Source organism: Maritalea sp., assembly GCF_047634455.1.
Lineage (GTDB): Bacteria > Pseudomonadota > Alphaproteobacteria > Rhizobiales > Devosiaceae > Maritalea.
This window is the reverse complement of record NZ_JBLIAI010000009.1, coordinates 1-17,233: the sequence shown is the minus strand read 5'-3', so window position 1 is coordinate 17,233 and position 17,233 is coordinate 1. Positions and strand designations below refer to the sequence as shown.

Below are 17,233 nucleotides of genomic sequence, written 5' to 3'. Positions count from 1 at the left end.
CCACCCACTATCTACGTAAACTTTAATCAGTCGTTTGAATAAAGTCAATCGATTGATTAAATTGCCGATGGAGAGGGTTCTCGGATCAGGAGGGGCATTGGGTCAGCGGGCGCAGACAGGCAGGCAACAGGCAGGCAACAGGCAGGCAGGCAACAGGCAGGCAGGCAACAGGCAGGCAGGCAACAGGCAGGCAGGAAGCAGGCAGCAAGTCCCAAGTGCAAGTGGCAAGTGGCAAGTGGCAGGGAACAAGAACTAAGTAGCTATCAGCAAGTCGCAATCATGCCGTGGGCATTTGCTGGCTGCTGTCTGTTGCATTAATCATCATATACTATCAGGCAAAACCGGCATGCCTATCCGTTTAGGACCAGCAAGTTCGATCTTGTGATCATCAACAACAGATTGTTTTGGTTACCGACCGAGCGGCCGCTTGGAGGCCATTCAAGACCATCTCTAACAACCCATTATGTAGCGCATTCGACCCAAACCGGACGTTGACAGCCTTAGCAGAGTGACGCACAAAGCAGCCGTTCGTAACAAAGCACAGTCCAAGAGTGGAGAGCGTGATTACAACCCCATTTAGTCTAGGAAGCGTGCGTTTCAGCGACCTGAATTCGAAGTCAACAACTTGATAAAGGCGGGCACATTGGTAAAAGATAAGCAGTGACGGATTGCATTTTTCGATTTATGAAAGTTTGAGCAAAAGCACTGAGAATCACTGAGTTTACAATCATTGGACGAAACTCGACGGGCGGAGCAAGGGATGAACAGAGCAGTAAGGCCAAGTGAATTAGAGAACGAGTATTTGAGCTTTCTTGGTAGACAACGGATTCCATTAAAGAAACTTGGCCTCAGTTACGCTTCTGTCTTCTGCGGCGGCGGCGGTTTGGACCTTGGCTTTTCACTGGCTGGTTTTACTCCCGCTTTTTCTAGCGATTTAGTTTCTCATTACTGTGACACGCTGGCGGACAACCTCGGAAAAGGAGGCCATGTCGTCGAGCCGCATGACATCTCAAACCTCACTGGGGCGCATGTTAGAAACGTCACTGGCCGCGAACTGGATATCGTTATAGGCGGCCCGCCCTGTCAGTCATTCAGCATCCTCGGCTCTCGCGGCTCAACAGGAGACCCACGCGGTCAGCTCGTATTCGACTATGCGCGGTTCATAAGGGAGCTAGCCCCGCGTGCCTTTCTTTTTGAGAACGTTCCGGGGATCATGACTCTGAACAAAGGCGCGGATTGGGAACAACTCGTTTCGTGTTTTAAGGATGAGACTGGGTTTTACCTAAGAACTGGAGTGTTGAATGCAGCAGATTATGGCGTTCCTCAATTTCGACAGCGGGTATTGCTGATTGGCTTCAAAAACCGCGATGCCGCCAATTCCTTCAACTGGCCTACGCCGACACACGGTAAGCCCCCAGCTGACGAGCTTCGTCCTTACCGTACAGCCTCTCAGGCTCTCCAAAATGTTGAAGGCGTGCCGAACCATATTCTCCGCAAGCACGGTCAAAGGGTCAGGGATCGGTACAGCCTTGTCGAACAAGGCAGTAGAGATCGAAAGGATCATACAGACCGCATTCACGCAGAACGACCCTCTGGAACAGTATTGGTAGGATCGGGTGCGGGTGGCGGACGCCCGTTCATTCACCCAACAGAACACCGACACATCACGGTCAGGGAAGCAGCAAGGTTGCAATCTTTTCCAGATTGGTGGGTCTTTTCTGGGGGGGCTACAGCCGCATATAGGCAAGTCGGAAACGCTGTTCCACCATTGTTGGCAAAAGCGGTCGCCAAGGAGATCGCGAAGGTTCTTTGATAAAATGATAATCAGACCACTCCCGCATCCCGGTTTTGCCTGGGGCCTTTCGCAACACGCCGCTGGCTTTGACGAGACGACTATTCGCGGAATGCTTGTCTGCGCTTTTCCATTTCAAGGCCAGAAAAAAGCTGGACCGCAAATCACTGATTTAATGGTAAGGGCCGATCTTCTTACCCCGAACCAAAGAGACGGTAGAGCTGATGCGTGGCGGGACTACCAGCAGATTCTATCGGAACTGGGATTAATCGTTTCTACAAAATTGAGCGCAGAGTTGATACTGACGGACGTATCGAAAGCCTTTATCGCTGATCAGCTGCCGTTCGACCATATGATGGCGATGCAAGTTCTGCGTTACCAATACCCAAACGGGCAAAAGCATGACCGTTCACCGGCGTTAAAAGAAAAGCTAACGGCCAGTGGTCAGGTTGTACCGGACAGCCTCATTGAACTACATTCCAACTCTGGCGTTTTGGTGAAACCGGGACTTTTGATCCTACAAGTCTTGCTGGGACTGTTAGAAAGTGGGGACGATCCAGAAATTTCCGCTGATGAATGTAGAGCAATTCTAGTGCCTTGCAAGACCAACGCAGAGTGGGCAAGGGCATTGACTGATATTCAATCTGCGCGCAGAGGTGAAATAAACCTTCAGGCTGTACATAATGACCGCAGATTGTGTCGAAACATACAGGATTGGTTCAAACTCTTGTTCGTTACTGGATTGATTGAAACCGATGGCCACTCATTTGTTGGATTGAGTAGATACGCACAATCAATGTGCCCTGCCTTGAAGCAACTCAGTAGCGCTCAGTCAGCACCAGGTAGTTTCTGGATTCCAAGAGGTCACGATGCCGCAAATCGACTGACTTGGTATACTCATTTCGGCAGCTACGATGCTGCCTTTGAGGCGTTGGCATTCTCAATGAAACCCATGGCAGGCTCCAACAGCAATCTTTTAGAAATTGAAGATGCCGACGGGGACGAACGCATAACATTTACTGGTCCAATTAGGTTGGCGAGTTTCGACAAAGACAAGCTTTTCAATAAAGATGCACCTAACCTGGCTCAGAGCATTGATGAACTGGCTGCGAGTGTGAAGGAAGGTGCAATTAAACGGCATGCAAAGACCGTCCTGCACGATGAAATGGTGTTGCACTTTGCTGAGCGATTTCAGGCACAGGGTGCTGAGGTCAAAGTTGACCCCAATTCAATTGACTTGTTTGTTGCGTGGTCGCCACAAGAGACGGCAATCTTCGAGATCAAGACGGTTTCACAGCGCTCTTTGCCGCAGCGAATGAGATCAGCGGTGGGACAGGTGAAAGAATACGCCTATCGTTTACAGCAAGAAACGGGAATCGAACCTGAACAGGCGATAATTATAGATCGCCCAGTCAACTCAGAAAGTTGGCAACGGGATTTCTTAAACGACTACATGGGCATTGGGCTCATTTGTGTGGGCAATCCACAAGAGACGATATTTGCACCGCATCTCTCTACAACGTCACGCCATTGGCATAAGAACAATTCTCACTAATGAGCTGTTGCTGGGCAATGCAAGTGAACGTCTGCTATTTTGAAAATTTGAGTTACCGCCGCACATGCGCCGACTGACCGCAAGCCGCCCATTTCAGAAACTGTGTAATTTTTGAGTTTGGTCGGTTTGTCCACCTTAGCTGCCGTTAGCGTTGATGATAGCATTGGGTTAGTGCTGATGATTTAGGGTATTGCCTGCAGCTGGCGACAAAAGGGATCGCTAGATTCGGCTATGGCCATTGCTGTTGGGTTGCGCGATATGGCGGCATTTGAGATGGATTTTGCGCACAAAATATTACGGCAAATATTTTCCCGAAGCGGTTTGCCAGCATAGCCATTTTAAGCTGGTCCATGGCAAAAAAATGCCAAATAGACAGAGCAAAATTGCAGTCTCAATGAAGCGTCATTGCGAATTCAGGTTTGGTAAACCGCACCAGTTTGCATGTCGAATGACAAATAGAACAGAAGACGATCATTCAGTTCAGACCCTAGTTTAACCAGCCGCCGCGATGTTCTTGTAATTGGTGTTTTTGTTATTCAATTGCAGGAGTGTTTCCAGAACAGAGAAGTGGCGCGCAGCGACAACCATATTGCCAACTTCCATTTTTTGAATGAAGCGAGATTTGTGAACATCGACGGTGCGCGGGCTGATGTTCAATTTCTTGCCAATTTGCACGGCCGTAAGCCCTTCAATTACCTGTTCAAAGACTTCAAACTCACGTGTTGTTATACGTTCTAACTTCCGCGCGAAAAGCAAAAGCTCATGTGATTCTGGAATGGGGTTGGACCGCTCACGTCTAAGAATGGTTGAATTTTCTTCAAGCCAATTCACCAACATTGTGAGTTTTTCAGATGCGGGATGCATGGACTTAACCGCAGTAATTTTAGTTTCATTCATTTTGGGTCCTAATAGGCAAAGTATAATATTCATTTAGTTCATTATGCGTGCGCTCGTACACAATATCACCACCCCTAAAAAGGGGAGTTAGATTATGCCCCGGCGCACCGCAGTGACGACTGTATGCAGCTTATTGGTGCATTGTAGTTTTCGTTGGCCGTTTTGTAAGTACGACTTCACAGAGTGATAGGAGATGGTCAATATCTGTGCCGTTTCCCACACAGATTTCCCTTCCGCCGCCCATTTTAGCACCTCGATTTCACGTGGAGACAATTGTGCTTCTTCAATCTGCGGCGCCCGAATATTCAGTGCTTTGGCGTTAAATTGATGTGCGAACAGCAGTATGTGCGGCAGCACTTCTTCGCGAAAACTCAACCATTCCTTATCTGGTACATCTGCATTGAATGAGAGCACACAAAGTGCGCCGTTCGGCCCAAGGACGGGTACCGCAAACCCTTGTTGACCCAAACCATGTTCGATTGATTCACCGAAGAATTCTTTTTCGCGATTGGATCGGTATCGGGATGCATTCCAGTCGAACGGTGTTTTGGCACTGGTTGCCTTTTTTAAGATCGGGTCGAGAATGTGGTAATTCTGTTGAAAATACCGCTGGGTCCAGTCCTCTGAATAGGTCGATATGGCATCGAACGCCAACCGAGCGGATTGGGTGCCGGGATTCATAATACCAAAAGCAATGTGTTTGCCGCCGTGCTTGGACGCCTTTTTGCTCAGCAGCGCAACAGCCTCGTCACGAGAAGTGAATTCAATTTCATCTGAAATGTACTGCTCTACAGAGAAACCGCTCATAAATTCTGCGCTTATTGTTTAACAAATTGAAAAATATCAAGTGTAGACGATAGTATAATTTCGCACCACGTCGAGCTATTTTTCACATTTTCGTTAATTAAAGCCGATTTTTTTGTCTTACACCGAGAATTGTGAACAAAATTGGTGAGATCGACCGGATATCATCCCTCAATTATTGAAAACTATAGACCGCAAACCAGTGCTATTCTTCCAAATCAGCGGTGCGCTGCCCCGGGGGCATCCATGCCCGGTCAACGGCCCCTTTATGGCCTTGAGATGCGCCAGCCATCGCACGATCCATCTCGTCGCGCACTTCCTTTGCCCGGGCGATATAGGCTTCGTTTTCGTGCGAAGGCATCTCGGGATTATGCAGTTCGGCAAGTTGTCGAATGCCCCAAAGGTCAAGTTCAACAAACGCAGATGCGATCTTTTCGGCTTCATATGGATGAACGCCCAGCCCTTCCAATGCTGATCTGCCGGCCCTTACTGAGCTATCAAATGTTTCCCGTATCATGTCGTTTGCGCCCGCAAAGTACATGTCATAGACCGAATTTCGGTCACGCGCCCGCGCAACAATGTGGATGTCTGGCCTGACCTGACGTGCGTGGCGGACAATTTCTAGCGCGCGTTCTTCGTCATCAATGGCAACGACAATCATCTTGGCTTCATGCAGCCCAGCCGCATGCAATAAATCTGGGCGAGAGGCGTCGCCAAAGAAAGTTTTGACGCCAAATCGACCAACTCGATCAACCGCTTCAGCACTCAGGTCCAAAACGACTGTCTTATAGCCGTTGCCCAAAAGCATGCGGTTGACGATTTGTCCAAAGCGTCCCGTACCTGCAATGATCACCGTGCCTTGCTCGGTGATTTTGTCTTCTTCTCGTTGTTGATCTTTGGTGAGTTTTGGTAGCAAGAAACGCTCATAGCCAATGAACAATAACGGCGTCAGCAGCATTGACAGCGCAACCACAAGCAACAGCAATTGCGACAATTCGCTTGCAATTACGCCATTTTGAACGGTGAAAGACAGCAATACAAAACCAAATTCACCCGCTTGGGCGAGCCCCAAAGTAAACAGCCAGCGATCAGCCCCTTTGAGCTTGAATGTCACAGCAAGGCAGTAAAGAATGATCGCCTTGACTGACATCAGTCCTATCGTGAGGCCGATAACGACAGCGAATTGGTCGAACAGGTAACCAAAATTGATCCCCGCACCAACAGTGATGAAGAATAGGCCCAAAAGCAGCCCTTTGAACGGATCAATATCACTTTCAAGCTCATGCCGGAATTCAGAGTTAGCCAGCACCACGCCAGCCAGGAAAGTGCCCAATGCTGGCGATAGTCCAACAAGGGTCATCAGCAGCGCAATGCCGATCACCAGCAACAATGCAGCTGCGGTAAATACTTCGCGCAGCTTGGCTCCTGCAATAAACCGGAACAGCGGGCGCGACAGATAGTGGCCGCCAACAATCACGGCGGCAATCGCCAAGATCGTCACACCTCCAACTTGCCAACCCGCCAGCCCATCAATAAGGCTCAACTCCAATCCTTGCTCTGCTGCGGCCTCAAGGTCGGTTTGATGTGATTTATCAACAAGTTGTTGAATGGCAAGTAAAGGAACCAAAGCAAGCATCGGGATAACGGCAATATCTTGGAACAAAAGCACGGAAAAACTGGATTGCCCACCGTCGCTTTTCATCAAGCCTTTTTCGTTCAATGTTTGCAGCACGATGGCAGTTGAGGACAAAGAAAACACCAGCCCGACCGCAATAGAGCTCTGCCATGGCACACCCAACGCGTAGGCAACGCCACCAATCACCAGCGCGGTCAGTCCAACTTGCAGCCCGCCCAGTCCGAGCAGCCGGTTGCGCATGTCCCACAATGCTTTTGGTTCCAACTCGAGACCGACAATGAACAGCATCATCACCACGCCAAACTCGGCAAAATGCTGGATGTCCTGCGTTTCAGACCCGACAAGGCCAATGACTGGGCCAATGACAATGCCGGCAATCAAATAGCCGAGCACCGAGCCAAGTCCCAGCCGCTTCGCAATTGGCACCGCAATAACGGCTGCACACAGATAAATAAAGGCTTGGAATAAATAACCTGACATTATGCTGTCTCCCCGATCAGTGGCAAATCACCCTCAATCAGTAATTGGCGCGCGCTGGCTGCTTTGTAATCGAATTTGTCGTTTTTGAGTGCGCTAAGCAATGCTGCATAATGGGCTACATGATCCTCTAAACGGCCATCTTTGTGTGAACGCAAAGACGAATAGAGTGCAAGCGGGGGCAAGAACTTCATGGAGCATAATTTGGCAGTTTGTTCCAAAGGGGTCAGGAATGTCCGTAACTCAAAGTTGTTATACCCGTCTTCGCCATAGGCAGTTTCAGGTCCGCCCACGGACACCACTGGAAACAAACACTTGCCTTCAAGCGCCTTGCCACCTTCGCCATAGGCAAAGCCATATTCAAGCACCAAATCTTGCCACTCTTTGAGAATTGAAGGGGTGGAATACCACATCAGCGGAAACTGGAAGATGATAATGTCGTGAGCTAGAAGTTGCTCTTGTTCTTTGTCTATATTGATTTTGAAACGCGGATATTGCGCGTATAAATCGACAAATGTGACGCCCTCCGTCGCCTGAGCGACCTTGGCCAACTCTTTATTGGTTTTGGAATGACGCGGCGCTGGATGTGCGTATAGCACAAGAATCGACTTCATAATTTCCCCTATGATAGACCCACAGAATATGGGTTTCACAAAGAAATTGGAAGACGCAACCAAATTGGCGCGCATTTTCACTTAAGAACTCTGGACCAGAGGATATAAAAAGGCTGCCACGGCCAAATATAGGTCATAGCTGCGGTTTGTTCGCTCTATGTGCCGACAATTGGCGCCAAATAGGCACCCAAATAATATGGCCAGACAATCAGCCCCAACAGACCTTTCCAAAACCCAAGCTGCAGATAGCCAATCGTAAAAAGCCAACCAATAAACCACAGCATGCCCGTGCCACTGTGCTGAGTGATGTTGATTTTCTTATCCATATATTCCCGCCTTTCAAAACCCACAAAGTAAATGCTTCGCTTTAGTAAGTTAGGTATTGTTTTGCATTAATTCAACATTCGCAGTCTTTTAACAGTAAAGTTAAGAAATCATGCTGAGCCATTATGTAGTGCCGCGCCGAATCTTGTTTACAATTTCTTGGATATCAATAAGAACGTTATTGCGCCGGTGAAGAGCGCATTTTCCTCGGCAAAAGCCGAATTTGGGAGCTAGAATATGAACAAGACAATTTTGGGCGCAGTGGCCTTGGCCACACTGGTGCTGGCTTCGCCGGTTTCAGCACAGGAATTAACGCTGTGGGACCAGGTCGAGGGCTGGGATGTCATGGTTGACCCATCATTGGGCAATGGCTGCCTCATTCAAGCGGCCTACGAAGACGGTTCTCTCGTCCGAATTGGTTTTGACCGGGTGAACGAGACCGGATACGTCACCGCGTTCAACGCCAATTGGGGCGATATTGTTGAAGGCGAAACCTATGCCGTTGATTTTGCGTTAGACGACGAGCCATATGAAGGTGAAGCCAAAGGCATATATTTGAATGGTGTGCCAGGCGCAGATATTGCATTCACAAACGAGGAATTTTTGTTTGACCTTGCCAAGAAATACACAATGACGCTGTACAATGACGGCGAAGAAGTTATGGCAATTGACCTCGCCGGTTCATATGTGGCGCTAGAAGCTGCAGTTGAGTGCCAAGAAGCACAATAACAAGAAGCGCAACAAGCCGAGCGCTCACGCGCTAGACCTACCAACAAATCGTAACCCGCCCGGCAATTGCTGTCTGGCGGGTTATTTTTTGATCTTATCGATTTTTGACGAGTTTGACGATAAACAGAAAAACCACAGCACCTATGGTTGCGCTGATGATTGAGCCGACAAGTCCGCTGCCGATGCTGACGCCAACAATGGGTAGTAAATAACCAGCAACAAAAGCGCCGATAATGCCCACAACAATGTTGCCCAGCAAGCCAAAGCCAAAACCTTTGACAACTATGCCCGCCAACCAGCCCGCGATTGCGCCGACCAGCAAAAGTGCAATTAGACTTCCGATTTCCATGATTTTCCCCTGTGTTGATTTGTACAAATGTAGTCGTGGCCAACATTGTTACAAGGGGAAATCGCAAATGTCAGCCAAATTGCGCCAACTTTGGTGATCCCGACCGGAATCGAATGCGAAAATGTAACATAACAATATCAGTATGTTGCATGTAGTTTTGGCTAATCCATCCAATTGTATGAATATTTGGCGGTTATTTGTGGATTATTACAGTGTGAAAACAAACGGTTACTGAAATGTATTAGCCATCTGGGATCGCCAACTTGTTGATCCAACCTTCGTCAATGACGTGGGCGATTTTTCAGTTTTGAATAAACAAATAGTTTGCGGTTTCGTTGGCGCTTTTGTTCGATCTTGTGGTTGCTGAATGGCCGCAATGCGGAGAGGCTGTGTGAAAACGCGGAGTCCGGCTTGGCGGCTAGAATGAATTTCCTAACCTGAGCGGTTTCAACGCTTCTAGTGAAATCCCGTTTTATAGCGAGACAAATAAAGGAAAGTCGTTCTATTGAAACTTCCCAAGGTGACGTTATCACACAGCCTCCGGACAAAGCGACCATGAGCAAAGTCGACAAGTTGCAGGAAAAGTCTATTCAAGCCTGATCAGATGGCTGATTGTCGTTGTATTTTTGTTGGTTGCCCGTCAAGCTTATTGTCCTCGGCTAGCGCCATTTCGCCGAGTATTTGGTGCGAGCTGCCAAAACAGCTTTCTTCTTTTTCTTCTCCACGCGATATTTAAAATACTCATTCACTGCACTTCCAGTAAACAGCGCATATAGAGTCATCAGCAACAAAACAGGCGACGCAACAAAAAGACACAGATCAATAAACGCCAGCAAAAGTGTTCCACCTTTTGGATTGCCTCGGGCTGGCAAGACAGACAACAACAAAGCGAGAGTGATCGCCGTTCCCAAAATTACAACCGAACCTATACCCCGCATGACGAGGGCACTTCGAATTCGATACCAACGCTTTGCCCTACCGAAACTCATTTTCGCACCTATTTGGCCAAATAGCTAAAAACGTGATTGTCGGGCATAGGTATGAGAAAACGACAGCCAATTCAACAGGCTGCCGGACAGGTGCATCTCTCAGCTGGAGGTCACTTGCAACCAAACTAACAAAATGAATTGCTTATTTGGCCTCAATCCTGCCATCCCCACTTTCGTCACGCTCGGGCTTGACCCGAGGGTCTAAGTAGCGCGTGCGACATCCTCCTACCTCATGGTGAGCCTGTCGAACTATGTACGTGGTGCACAGTGGTTCTATCCTTCGACAAGCTCAGGATAAGTGTGGAGTGTGGCGCACTTGTCCCGCATGAAAAATGACCCCGGATCAGCCTTGCGTGGCGTGAACGCCACTTCGTCGTCCGGGGAGGCCAAAAAGGGGGCGGTGGTTTTTGCTCATTCGCCCTGTACTTGGAAACCCATAATGGACCCTCGTGTCGAGCACGAGGGTGACGAGGGCAGGGTATTCTCCGATTGCATTTTAGGCCCGACTTAATGCGGGACAGGTTTCCCTCCCCCTTTGTGGGGAGGGATTAAGGGTGGGGGGGAATACATTATCGCGATGAGGCCCCGCATGAAGTGCGGGGCGGTGCAAAAACGTGTTTTACAAACCAAAACCATCCGCACCATCCCGAGCCTGTACAAGGCTCACGCTTGCAGCCGTAACAAAGACAAAGTGCGTCCCTCAGGGGCATTCCTGCCCTTGAGCCGGGATCAGCTTTGTAGCCATAAAGAAGGCAAGGGGCGGCCCCAAGGGTGTTCCGGACACCGAACTGGCGACGTAGAATTGCTGCATGAAATAAGAACGGTTTCTCTTGCAATGGCAATGAAGCCTCATACCGGGCACCGGGCTCAAATTTGTTGTCTAAAAAAGACCGCTGCTTTTCGAGCGACTGGCCACCATAAATCGTTGATTTCATTGAATAATGGTGATCCCGACAGGAATCGAACCTGTAACCTGCTGATTAGAAATCAGCTGCTCTATCCAGTTGAGCTACGGGACCAAATTTTATGCGCCAACAAAAGTGCGCAGCGAATTGCGGTTAAACTTGTGGGTTTAACAAAAACAGGTAAGGACGCTTAGTGCGTCCACGGTGTGGCGCGGTCACTTTTAAAATTGTCGGCATAGGCGACTTTTTTAGACGTCGAATCGTGGGGTTGTTGCACCACATATTCGATGTTTTTACGCTGGGCGTAATTTTGAGCCTCTTCCAACGTGTCAAAGTTTAGTTTGACTTGCGAATTCATGTCAGTGGAAGAGGTGTAGCCCATCAAAGGATCAATAGATCTAGCAATTGCAGGCTCGAAAACCAGCACCCAGTGCTTAGATTTTCCACGGCCAGATTGCATGGCGTTTTTTGCTGGACGAAAGATACGTGCGGTCATGATCCTACCCAATCATTGTTCCGTTGTTGTGATGGTCGGAGTAGCAAGATTCGAACTTGCGACCCCTGGTACCCAAAACCAGTGCTCTACCAGGCTGAGCTATACTCCGACATTCTCACAACGGATGTGATCACCGGACTGCGATGTACACATTCTTGTGGCATACTGCAAGTCATGTTAGTTGCTCATTTCAAGATTATTGCACTTTTTTGTCTGGAACCCTAGTTGCCAAGCTCTCAAAACCTTAAAAAAAACGCTGACAAGTCGCTAAAATCCTGGGGTTTGGGGCAAAAACCCATAATTCTAGGTTTTTTCGCACTCGTTGCGTGTTTTTTGGTGGTGACCCTGTTTGATCGGACTGTCACACAACAATTGACGCAGTGGCCAGCCCAAGAACGCGCATTTTTTGCAGCGCTTGCCCGCATTGGGGAATCAGATTGGATGTTGATCCCAACATTGAGCGTTTGGGTTTTGGCTCAATTGGCGACGCGTTTTCCGTTGGGATACTCAAAGCGCTGGGGCGTGCGCGCCATTGGGTCCATGTCGGGGTTCATTTTCTTGAGTGTTGCTGTGCCAGGGGGCGTTGTTGCTTTCCTAAAAGTCGCGATTGGTCGCGCCCGCCCGATATTGATGGATGAAGTTGGGATATTTAGTTTTACGCCTTTTGCTGGCGATTGGCGATTTGCTGGATTTCCGTCGGGGCATGCCACCACGGCGTTTGCATTGGCGTGGGCGCTTTACTTGCTTTTCGGGCCGCGTGTGATGATTGTCTTTTTCGGCGCTTTCTTAATCGCCTTATCGCGTATTGTGGATGGCGCACATTATTTGTCAGACGTTTTGGCCGGATCGGCCGTTGGCTCAATTGGCGCGTTTTGGGTTCAAAACCAGTTCCAAAAACGCAATTTGATATTTCGTATTGGTAAAAACGGGCCAAAAAACGGGCCAAGCAACCGAATGCTGCGGCCCATTTTGCGCTATTTCGGTCGATTTAGACAGTTCGGTCAAAAACCAGCTGAAGAACAATAACGTTCAATCGCGTCGCCCAGGTCGGATTTCAGATCGTTTATATCTTCAAGGCCAACATGAATGCGAAACAGATTTCCCGCTTCACGCCATTTCGTCACCGAGCGTTGATCATTGATCGAGATGGGAAGAATCAAACTCTCAAAACCACCCCAAGAATAACCCATGCCAAACAAACGCATCTGATTTAGCATCGCAGCGATCGCTTTTTCAGGTGCAGATTTGAGCGTAAATGCAAAAAGGGAGCCTGAACCCGTGAAATCACGCATAAATATTTTGTGATCTGGATGTTGCGCCAGGGCAGGGTGAAAGACCTTTTGTACAACAGGTTGCTTTTCAAGCCATTTTGCGATGTCCAACGCACGAGTTTGGTGCTCTTTCATTCGTATAGAGAGCGTCCGTAGGCCGCGCGCCACAAGGAAACTATCCTCTGGTGATACACACACGCCAAGCGCTTTGTAAGTGGTTCTAATCTTGTCGGTCCATTTCTCATTTGTCGAGATAGTGCCGAACAAAACATCTGAATGTCCCACAAACATTTTTGTGCCCGCATGCACAACAATGTCAGCGCCCAATTCCAGTGGCTTATAGAATAGGGGCGTGGCCCAACTATTGTCAGCGATAATCGCGATGTCCCTGTCGCCCCGAGCCGTCGCAATCGCGGGCAAATCCTGCACCTCAAATGTAAGAGAACCAGGTGATTCGGTGAGAATCGCGGTTGTGTTATCGCGCAACAGAGCACTGATTCGCTTGCCGATTCGCGGGTCGTAATATTCCACCTCAATATTGTTGGCCCTTAAAACCGATTCGCAAAATTGGCGGGTTGGCAGATAGGCGCTGTCGCTTATCAGTATGTGATCTCCAGCGTGGGCGACGGCGGTCAGCGCGGTACTGATCGCACTCAAGCCAGAGGGCGTTAAAAAGGTCTCATTTGCCCCCTCAAGATGGGTGATAACCTCTTTCACAGCGTCGTTGGTGGGATTGCCGTGCCGACCATACCCATAACCGCTTTTGCCAGCCTGAAGGTCCTCAAAACTCTCAAACAGAACTGTCGAGCCACGGACAACAGGTGTGTTGACGAATCCGTACTGTCGATTTGCGTCTCGACCGACATGGGTGAGCGCTGTTTCTGCGCCAATAGATGAAGTGGACTGTTTAACGTTGCTCATAAGTTTTTCCGACATCGAAATAATTTTCCTAATAGCCCGCGAAAGGGGTGAAGTTCACTATAGCGCGGGAATTATGTAACTAAAGGCCTTGACCCCGGACCAAAAACCCTTTTCCATTGGAAACTGTTTTGTAGGACAAAAGTTCCTTCATTGCATGTGGTGTCTCAACTTCGGAGGGGAGCACATCACAAATTATAAAAAAAGGGTTAGGAAACAAAAGGCAACGTTATGAAGAAACAACTCGTAACACTCGCTATCGGGGCAGCGCTGGGTCTATCAGCTTCTGCTGCTTTTGCGGACACACTTTCAGACGTACAGGCTAAAGGCTACTTGCAGTGCGGTGTATCACCAAGCACTCCAGGTTTTGCTGCTCCAGACGCCAACAATGAATGGGCCGGCTTGGATGTAGACTTCTGTCGCGGTATGGCTGCTGCGATCTTTGATGATCCAGCTGCTGTTCGCTTTACGCCATTGACATCTAAAGAGCGTTTCACAGCGCTTTCTTCAGGTGAAATTGACGTACTTTCACGTACAACAACATGGACAATGAGCCGTGATACCAACCTTGGTATCGATTTCGCGGGTACAACGTTCTATGATGGCCAAGGCTTCATGGTTCGCAAAGATCTCGGCGTCGCATCGGCTTCTGAACTTTCAGGCGCTGCGATTTGTATTGAAGCAGGTACAACCACTGAATTGAATGCCGCTGACTACTTCTCGTCAAATGGTATGGAATTCAACGCTGTTGTGTTTGAAGATCAAGACGAAGTTGTAAAAGCTTATGATGATGGCCGTTGTGACGTGTTCACAACAGATTCATCAGCTCTAGCTGCGGAACGTCTGTCACTTGCAAATCCTGATGAGAACATGATTCTTCCAGAAATCATTTCTAAAGAGCCTTTGGGCCCATCAGTACGTCAAGGTGATGATCTTTGGTTCAATATCACACGTTGGGTTTACTTCGCACTTCTTGAGTCTGAAGAACTTGGCATCACGCAAGCTAACGTTGATGACATGCTCGCTTCAGAAAACCCAGGCATACGTCGTACCCTTGGTGTAGAAGGTGACTTCGGTTCAGCTCTTGGTCTAACTACAGACTGGGCATACCGTGTGATCAAGCATGTTGGTAACTACAACGACATCTATGAGCGCAATGTTGGTGCGAATACACCAGTGGGCATCGAACGCGCAGGTTCAGTGAATGATCTCTGGACACGTGGCGGCTTGATGTACGCTCCACCAATTCGTTAGTCGAATTAGTGATTTGCGGCTCGGCGCCATTGGTGCCGGGCCGTTTTTTAAGGGGGAGGGCAGTTTGCCCGCCATCTCTGAATGGTTAACTTCAGAGGGACTACTCAACAAAAAACAAATAGGGTAGGTATGGCTAAAAGTCAGGAACAGCTGCAGCAAACGCGCAGTGCCACGTCATTAATTTATGACCCGAAATTCCGATCATATGCATTTCAAATCTTGCTGCTGATCGGACTGGTCGTATTCGGGTGGTGGATATTTAACAACACGGTAACAAACCTACAAGCTCAAAACAAAACAACTGGTTTTGACTTTCTAGGCATTACCTCAGGTTTCAACATCGGGTTTTCGTTAATCCCATATGACAGATCGTCAACTTATCTTGACGTATTTTTCGTTGGTATTCTCAACACCTTGCTGGTTGCCATTATCGGCATAATTCTCGCAACAATTCTCGGCTTCACCGTTGGTGTTGCGCGGCTTTCGAGTAACTGGATTATATCTCGTCTAGCAACGGTCTATATCGAACTGTTTCGCAACATTCCGTTATTGTTGCAATTGTTCTTCTGGTACTTTGCAGTACTGAAAACAATGCCTTCGGTTAAAGACAGTTTGGAAATGGTCACAGGCTCGGTCTATTTGAACAACCGTGGTCTTTATGTGCCGGACCCAAATCCAAATGCCTCATTTGTATGGGTGCAGCTTGCAATCGTTGGCGTTATTGTTGGTGGATATTTCCTCAACAAATGGGCGCACAAGCGACATGATTTGACGGGGCAACGTTTCCCGTTCGTGTCAGTTTTCATTGCAGGACTTATTGTTATTCCAGCAATCGTGTGGATGCTGGTTGGCGCTCAGATAAATCTGAACTATCCGGTTCTTGAACGGTTTAACTTTGCCGGTGGCATTCAAATTCCACCAGAGTTTGTCGCGCTTTTATTCGGGTTGGTCATCTACACAGCAGCCTTTATCGCGGAAACAGTTCGCGCAGGCATTTTGGCAGTTAGTTCAGGACAAACTGAAGCTGCTCAATCTCTTGGGTTGAAAAACTCAGACAGATTGAACCTTGTGGTTATTCCGCAAGCCATGCGTGTGATTGTTCCACCGCTGACCAGTCAGTACTTGAACTTAACCAAGAACTCGTCATTGGCTGTTGCAATTGGGTATCCAGACATCGTGAACGTGTTCATGGGCACAGCGCTTAACCAATCTGGTAAAGCCGTTGAAGTTATCTTTATGACAATGTCAGTCTACCTTACACTCTCATTGCTCACATCGATGGTCATGAACTGGTACAACTCGCGCATTGCGCTAACCGAGCGATAGGGAGAACAAATATGACTGATTCAGGTTTTGCCTATGTGCGCGACGAAATGCTTGGGGAGCAACCTGCTCCATCAACAAGCAAAGGCATTGTGGGTTGGTTACGTCAGAATCTATTCTCTGACATTCCCAATACCATTATGACCATTATCGGAATCGCATTTTTGGCTTGGTTCATACCGCCAATTTTCAACTTCCTTATCACCTACGCTGTGTTCCCATGGTCGGTTGATAACACGATTGCAGCCTGTAGAACCGAGGCCGCTGGTGCATGTTGGATCTATGTGGTCGACCGTTTCGACTTCTTTATTTATGGGTTCTATCCATCTCAAGAGTATTGGCGGATCAACATCGCCTTTGTTTTGGGTATCGTGACGTTGGTTCCTCTGCTTTGGCCTGATTTGCCTTACAAAGGTGCCTCTGCCATTGCTTTCTTCGTGGTGTTGCCAATTGCGACCTTTATTTTGCTGAATGGTGGAATGTTTGGGTTGGAAACTGTAACAACTGAAAAATGGGGTGGTTTGACCATCACATTGATCATTGCGACGGTGGGTATCGTGGTTTCGCTTCCGATTGGCATCGTGCTCGCTCTTGGGCGACGCTCGCACATGCCATTCGTGAAGTATGTTTGTATTGCGTTCATTGAGTTGTGGCGTGCTGTGCCTTTGATCACAGTATTGTTCATGGCTTCAATTATGCTGCCATTGTTCCTGCCTGAAGGGACGAGTATCGATAAGTTGCTCCGCGCGCTTGTTGGTGTGTCGCTCTTTTCTGCCGCCTATATGGCGGAAGTGGTTCGTGGTGGTTTGCAAGCCCTGCCAAAGGGACAATATGAAGCTGCGGATGCATTGGGTTTGAACTATTTCAAATCCATGTATCTCATCATTCTGCCGCAAGCGT

At 48.4% G+C, this 17,233-nt stretch carries 16 protein-coding genes and 2 tRNA genes; 7 read left to right on the top strand and 11 right to left on the bottom strand.

What is annotated here, in order from left to right:
- The first annotated feature begins 760 nt into the window (after positions 1-760).
- Both ACJAZW_RS04435 and ACJAZW_RS04430 read left to right on the top strand, forming a co-directional pair.
- Positions 761-1,813: a DNA cytosine methyltransferase gene (locus ACJAZW_RS04435; protein ID WP_415155668.1), complete on the top strand. Its 1,053-nt coding sequence runs from the start codon at positions 761-763 to the stop codon at positions 1,811-1,813.
- 4 nt (positions 1,814-1,817) lie between these two features.
- Positions 1,818-3,347: a hypothetical protein gene (locus ACJAZW_RS04430; RefSeq protein ID WP_415155667.1), complete on the top strand. Its 1,530-nt coding sequence runs from the start codon at positions 1,818-1,820 to the stop codon at positions 3,345-3,347.
- A 492-nt stretch (positions 3,348-3,839) separates the two neighbouring features.
- On the opposite strand, the gene ACJAZW_RS04425 is transcribed toward ACJAZW_RS04430, so the two are convergent.
- From ACJAZW_RS04425 to ACJAZW_RS04405, 5 genes are all read right to left on the bottom strand, one after another.
- A complete protein-coding gene (locus tag ACJAZW_RS04425) occupies positions 3,840-4,244 on the bottom strand; it encodes a LuxR C-terminal-related transcriptional regulator (RefSeq protein ID WP_415155666.1) in 405 nt (134 codons plus the stop codon).
- 87 nt (positions 4,245-4,331) lie between these two features.
- Positions 4,332-5,051, bottom strand: coding sequence for a helix-turn-helix transcriptional regulator (locus tag ACJAZW_RS04420; RefSeq protein WP_415155665.1), 720 nt, complete (start codon positions 5,049-5,051; stop codon positions 4,332-4,334).
- A 202-nt stretch (positions 5,052-5,253) separates the two neighbouring features.
- Entirely contained in the window at positions 5,254-7,164 is a 1,911-nt protein-coding gene (locus tag ACJAZW_RS04415; protein ID WP_415155664.1) for a monovalent cation:proton antiporter-2 (CPA2) family protein, read from the bottom strand.
- Positions 7,164-7,775 (bottom strand): NAD(P)H-dependent oxidoreductase, encoded by a 612-nt coding sequence (locus ACJAZW_RS04410; RefSeq protein WP_415155663.1) that lies wholly within the window; start codon positions 7,773-7,775, stop codon positions 7,164-7,166. Before ACJAZW_RS04410 ends, ACJAZW_RS04415 begins: the two co-directional genes overlap by 1 nt.
- A 155-nt stretch (positions 7,776-7,930) precedes the next feature.
- Positions 7,931-8,101, bottom strand: a complete 171-nt coding sequence (locus tag ACJAZW_RS04405; protein WP_415155662.1) for a hypothetical protein — start codon at positions 8,099-8,101, stop codon at positions 7,931-7,933.
- A gap of 235 nt (positions 8,102-8,336) precedes the next feature.
- On the opposite strand from ACJAZW_RS04405, the gene ACJAZW_RS04400 reads away from it, so the two are divergent.
- Positions 8,337-8,828, top strand: a complete 492-nt coding sequence (locus tag ACJAZW_RS04400; RefSeq protein ID WP_415155661.1) for a hypothetical protein — start codon at positions 8,337-8,339, stop codon at positions 8,826-8,828.
- Between the two features lie 94 nt (positions 8,829-8,922).
- Here the strand turns inward: ACJAZW_RS04400 and ACJAZW_RS04395 are convergent, their stop codons facing one another.
- The 5 genes from ACJAZW_RS04395 to ACJAZW_RS04375 form a co-directional block, all read right to left on the bottom strand.
- Complete coding sequence (locus ACJAZW_RS04395) at positions 8,923-9,177, bottom strand: GlsB/YeaQ/YmgE family stress response membrane protein (protein ID WP_415155660.1); 255 nt, start codon at positions 9,175-9,177, stop codon at positions 8,923-8,925.
- A gap of 659 nt (positions 9,178-9,836) precedes the next feature.
- A complete protein-coding gene (locus ACJAZW_RS04390) occupies positions 9,837-10,088 on the bottom strand; it encodes a hypothetical protein (protein ID WP_415155659.1) in 252 nt (83 codons plus the stop codon).
- A 1,020-nt stretch (positions 10,089-11,108) separates the two neighbouring features.
- Positions 11,109-11,185: transfer RNA gene (locus ACJAZW_RS04385), tRNA-Arg, on the bottom strand.
- A gap of 76 nt (positions 11,186-11,261) precedes the next feature.
- Positions 11,262-11,567 carry an ETC complex I subunit gene (locus ACJAZW_RS04380; RefSeq protein WP_415155658.1) on the bottom strand — a complete coding sequence of 102 codons (306 nt, stop codon included), beginning with the start codon at positions 11,565-11,567 and terminating at the stop codon, positions 11,262-11,264.
- 32 nt (positions 11,568-11,599) lie between these two features.
- Positions 11,600-11,676 (bottom strand) — tRNA-Pro (locus ACJAZW_RS04375).
- Positions 11,677-12,008: 332 nt separating this feature from the next.
- Here ACJAZW_RS04375 and ACJAZW_RS04370 point away from each other — a divergent pair.
- Entirely contained in the window at positions 12,009-12,593 is a 585-nt protein-coding gene (locus ACJAZW_RS04370; protein ID WP_415155657.1) for a phosphatase PAP2 family protein, read from the top strand.
- On the opposite strand, the gene metC is transcribed toward ACJAZW_RS04370, so the two are convergent.
- Positions 12,569-13,759, bottom strand: coding sequence for a cystathionine beta-lyase (gene metC / locus ACJAZW_RS04365; protein WP_415155656.1), 1,191 nt, complete (start codon positions 13,757-13,759; stop codon positions 12,569-12,571). The two genes, ACJAZW_RS04370 and metC, sit on opposite strands and share 25 nt — an antisense overlap.
- 228 nt (positions 13,760-13,987) lie before the next feature.
- Here metC and ACJAZW_RS04360 point away from each other — a divergent pair, with 228 nt between their 5' ends.
- The 3 genes from ACJAZW_RS04360 to ACJAZW_RS04350 form a co-directional block, all read left to right on the top strand.
- A complete protein-coding gene (locus ACJAZW_RS04360; RefSeq protein WP_415155655.1) occupies positions 13,988-15,010 on the top strand; it encodes an amino acid ABC transporter substrate-binding protein in 1,023 nt (340 codons plus the stop codon).
- A 129-nt stretch (positions 15,011-15,139) separates the two neighbouring features.
- On the top strand, positions 15,140-16,336 hold the full coding sequence (locus ACJAZW_RS04355; protein ID WP_415155654.1) for an amino acid ABC transporter permease: 1,197 nt from the start codon (positions 15,140-15,142) through the stop codon (positions 16,334-16,336).
- Positions 16,337-16,347: 11 nt separating this feature from the next.
- Positions 16,348-17,233: amino acid ABC transporter permease (locus ACJAZW_RS04350; protein ID WP_415155653.1), on the top strand; the 886-nt coding region annotated here is incomplete at its 3' end.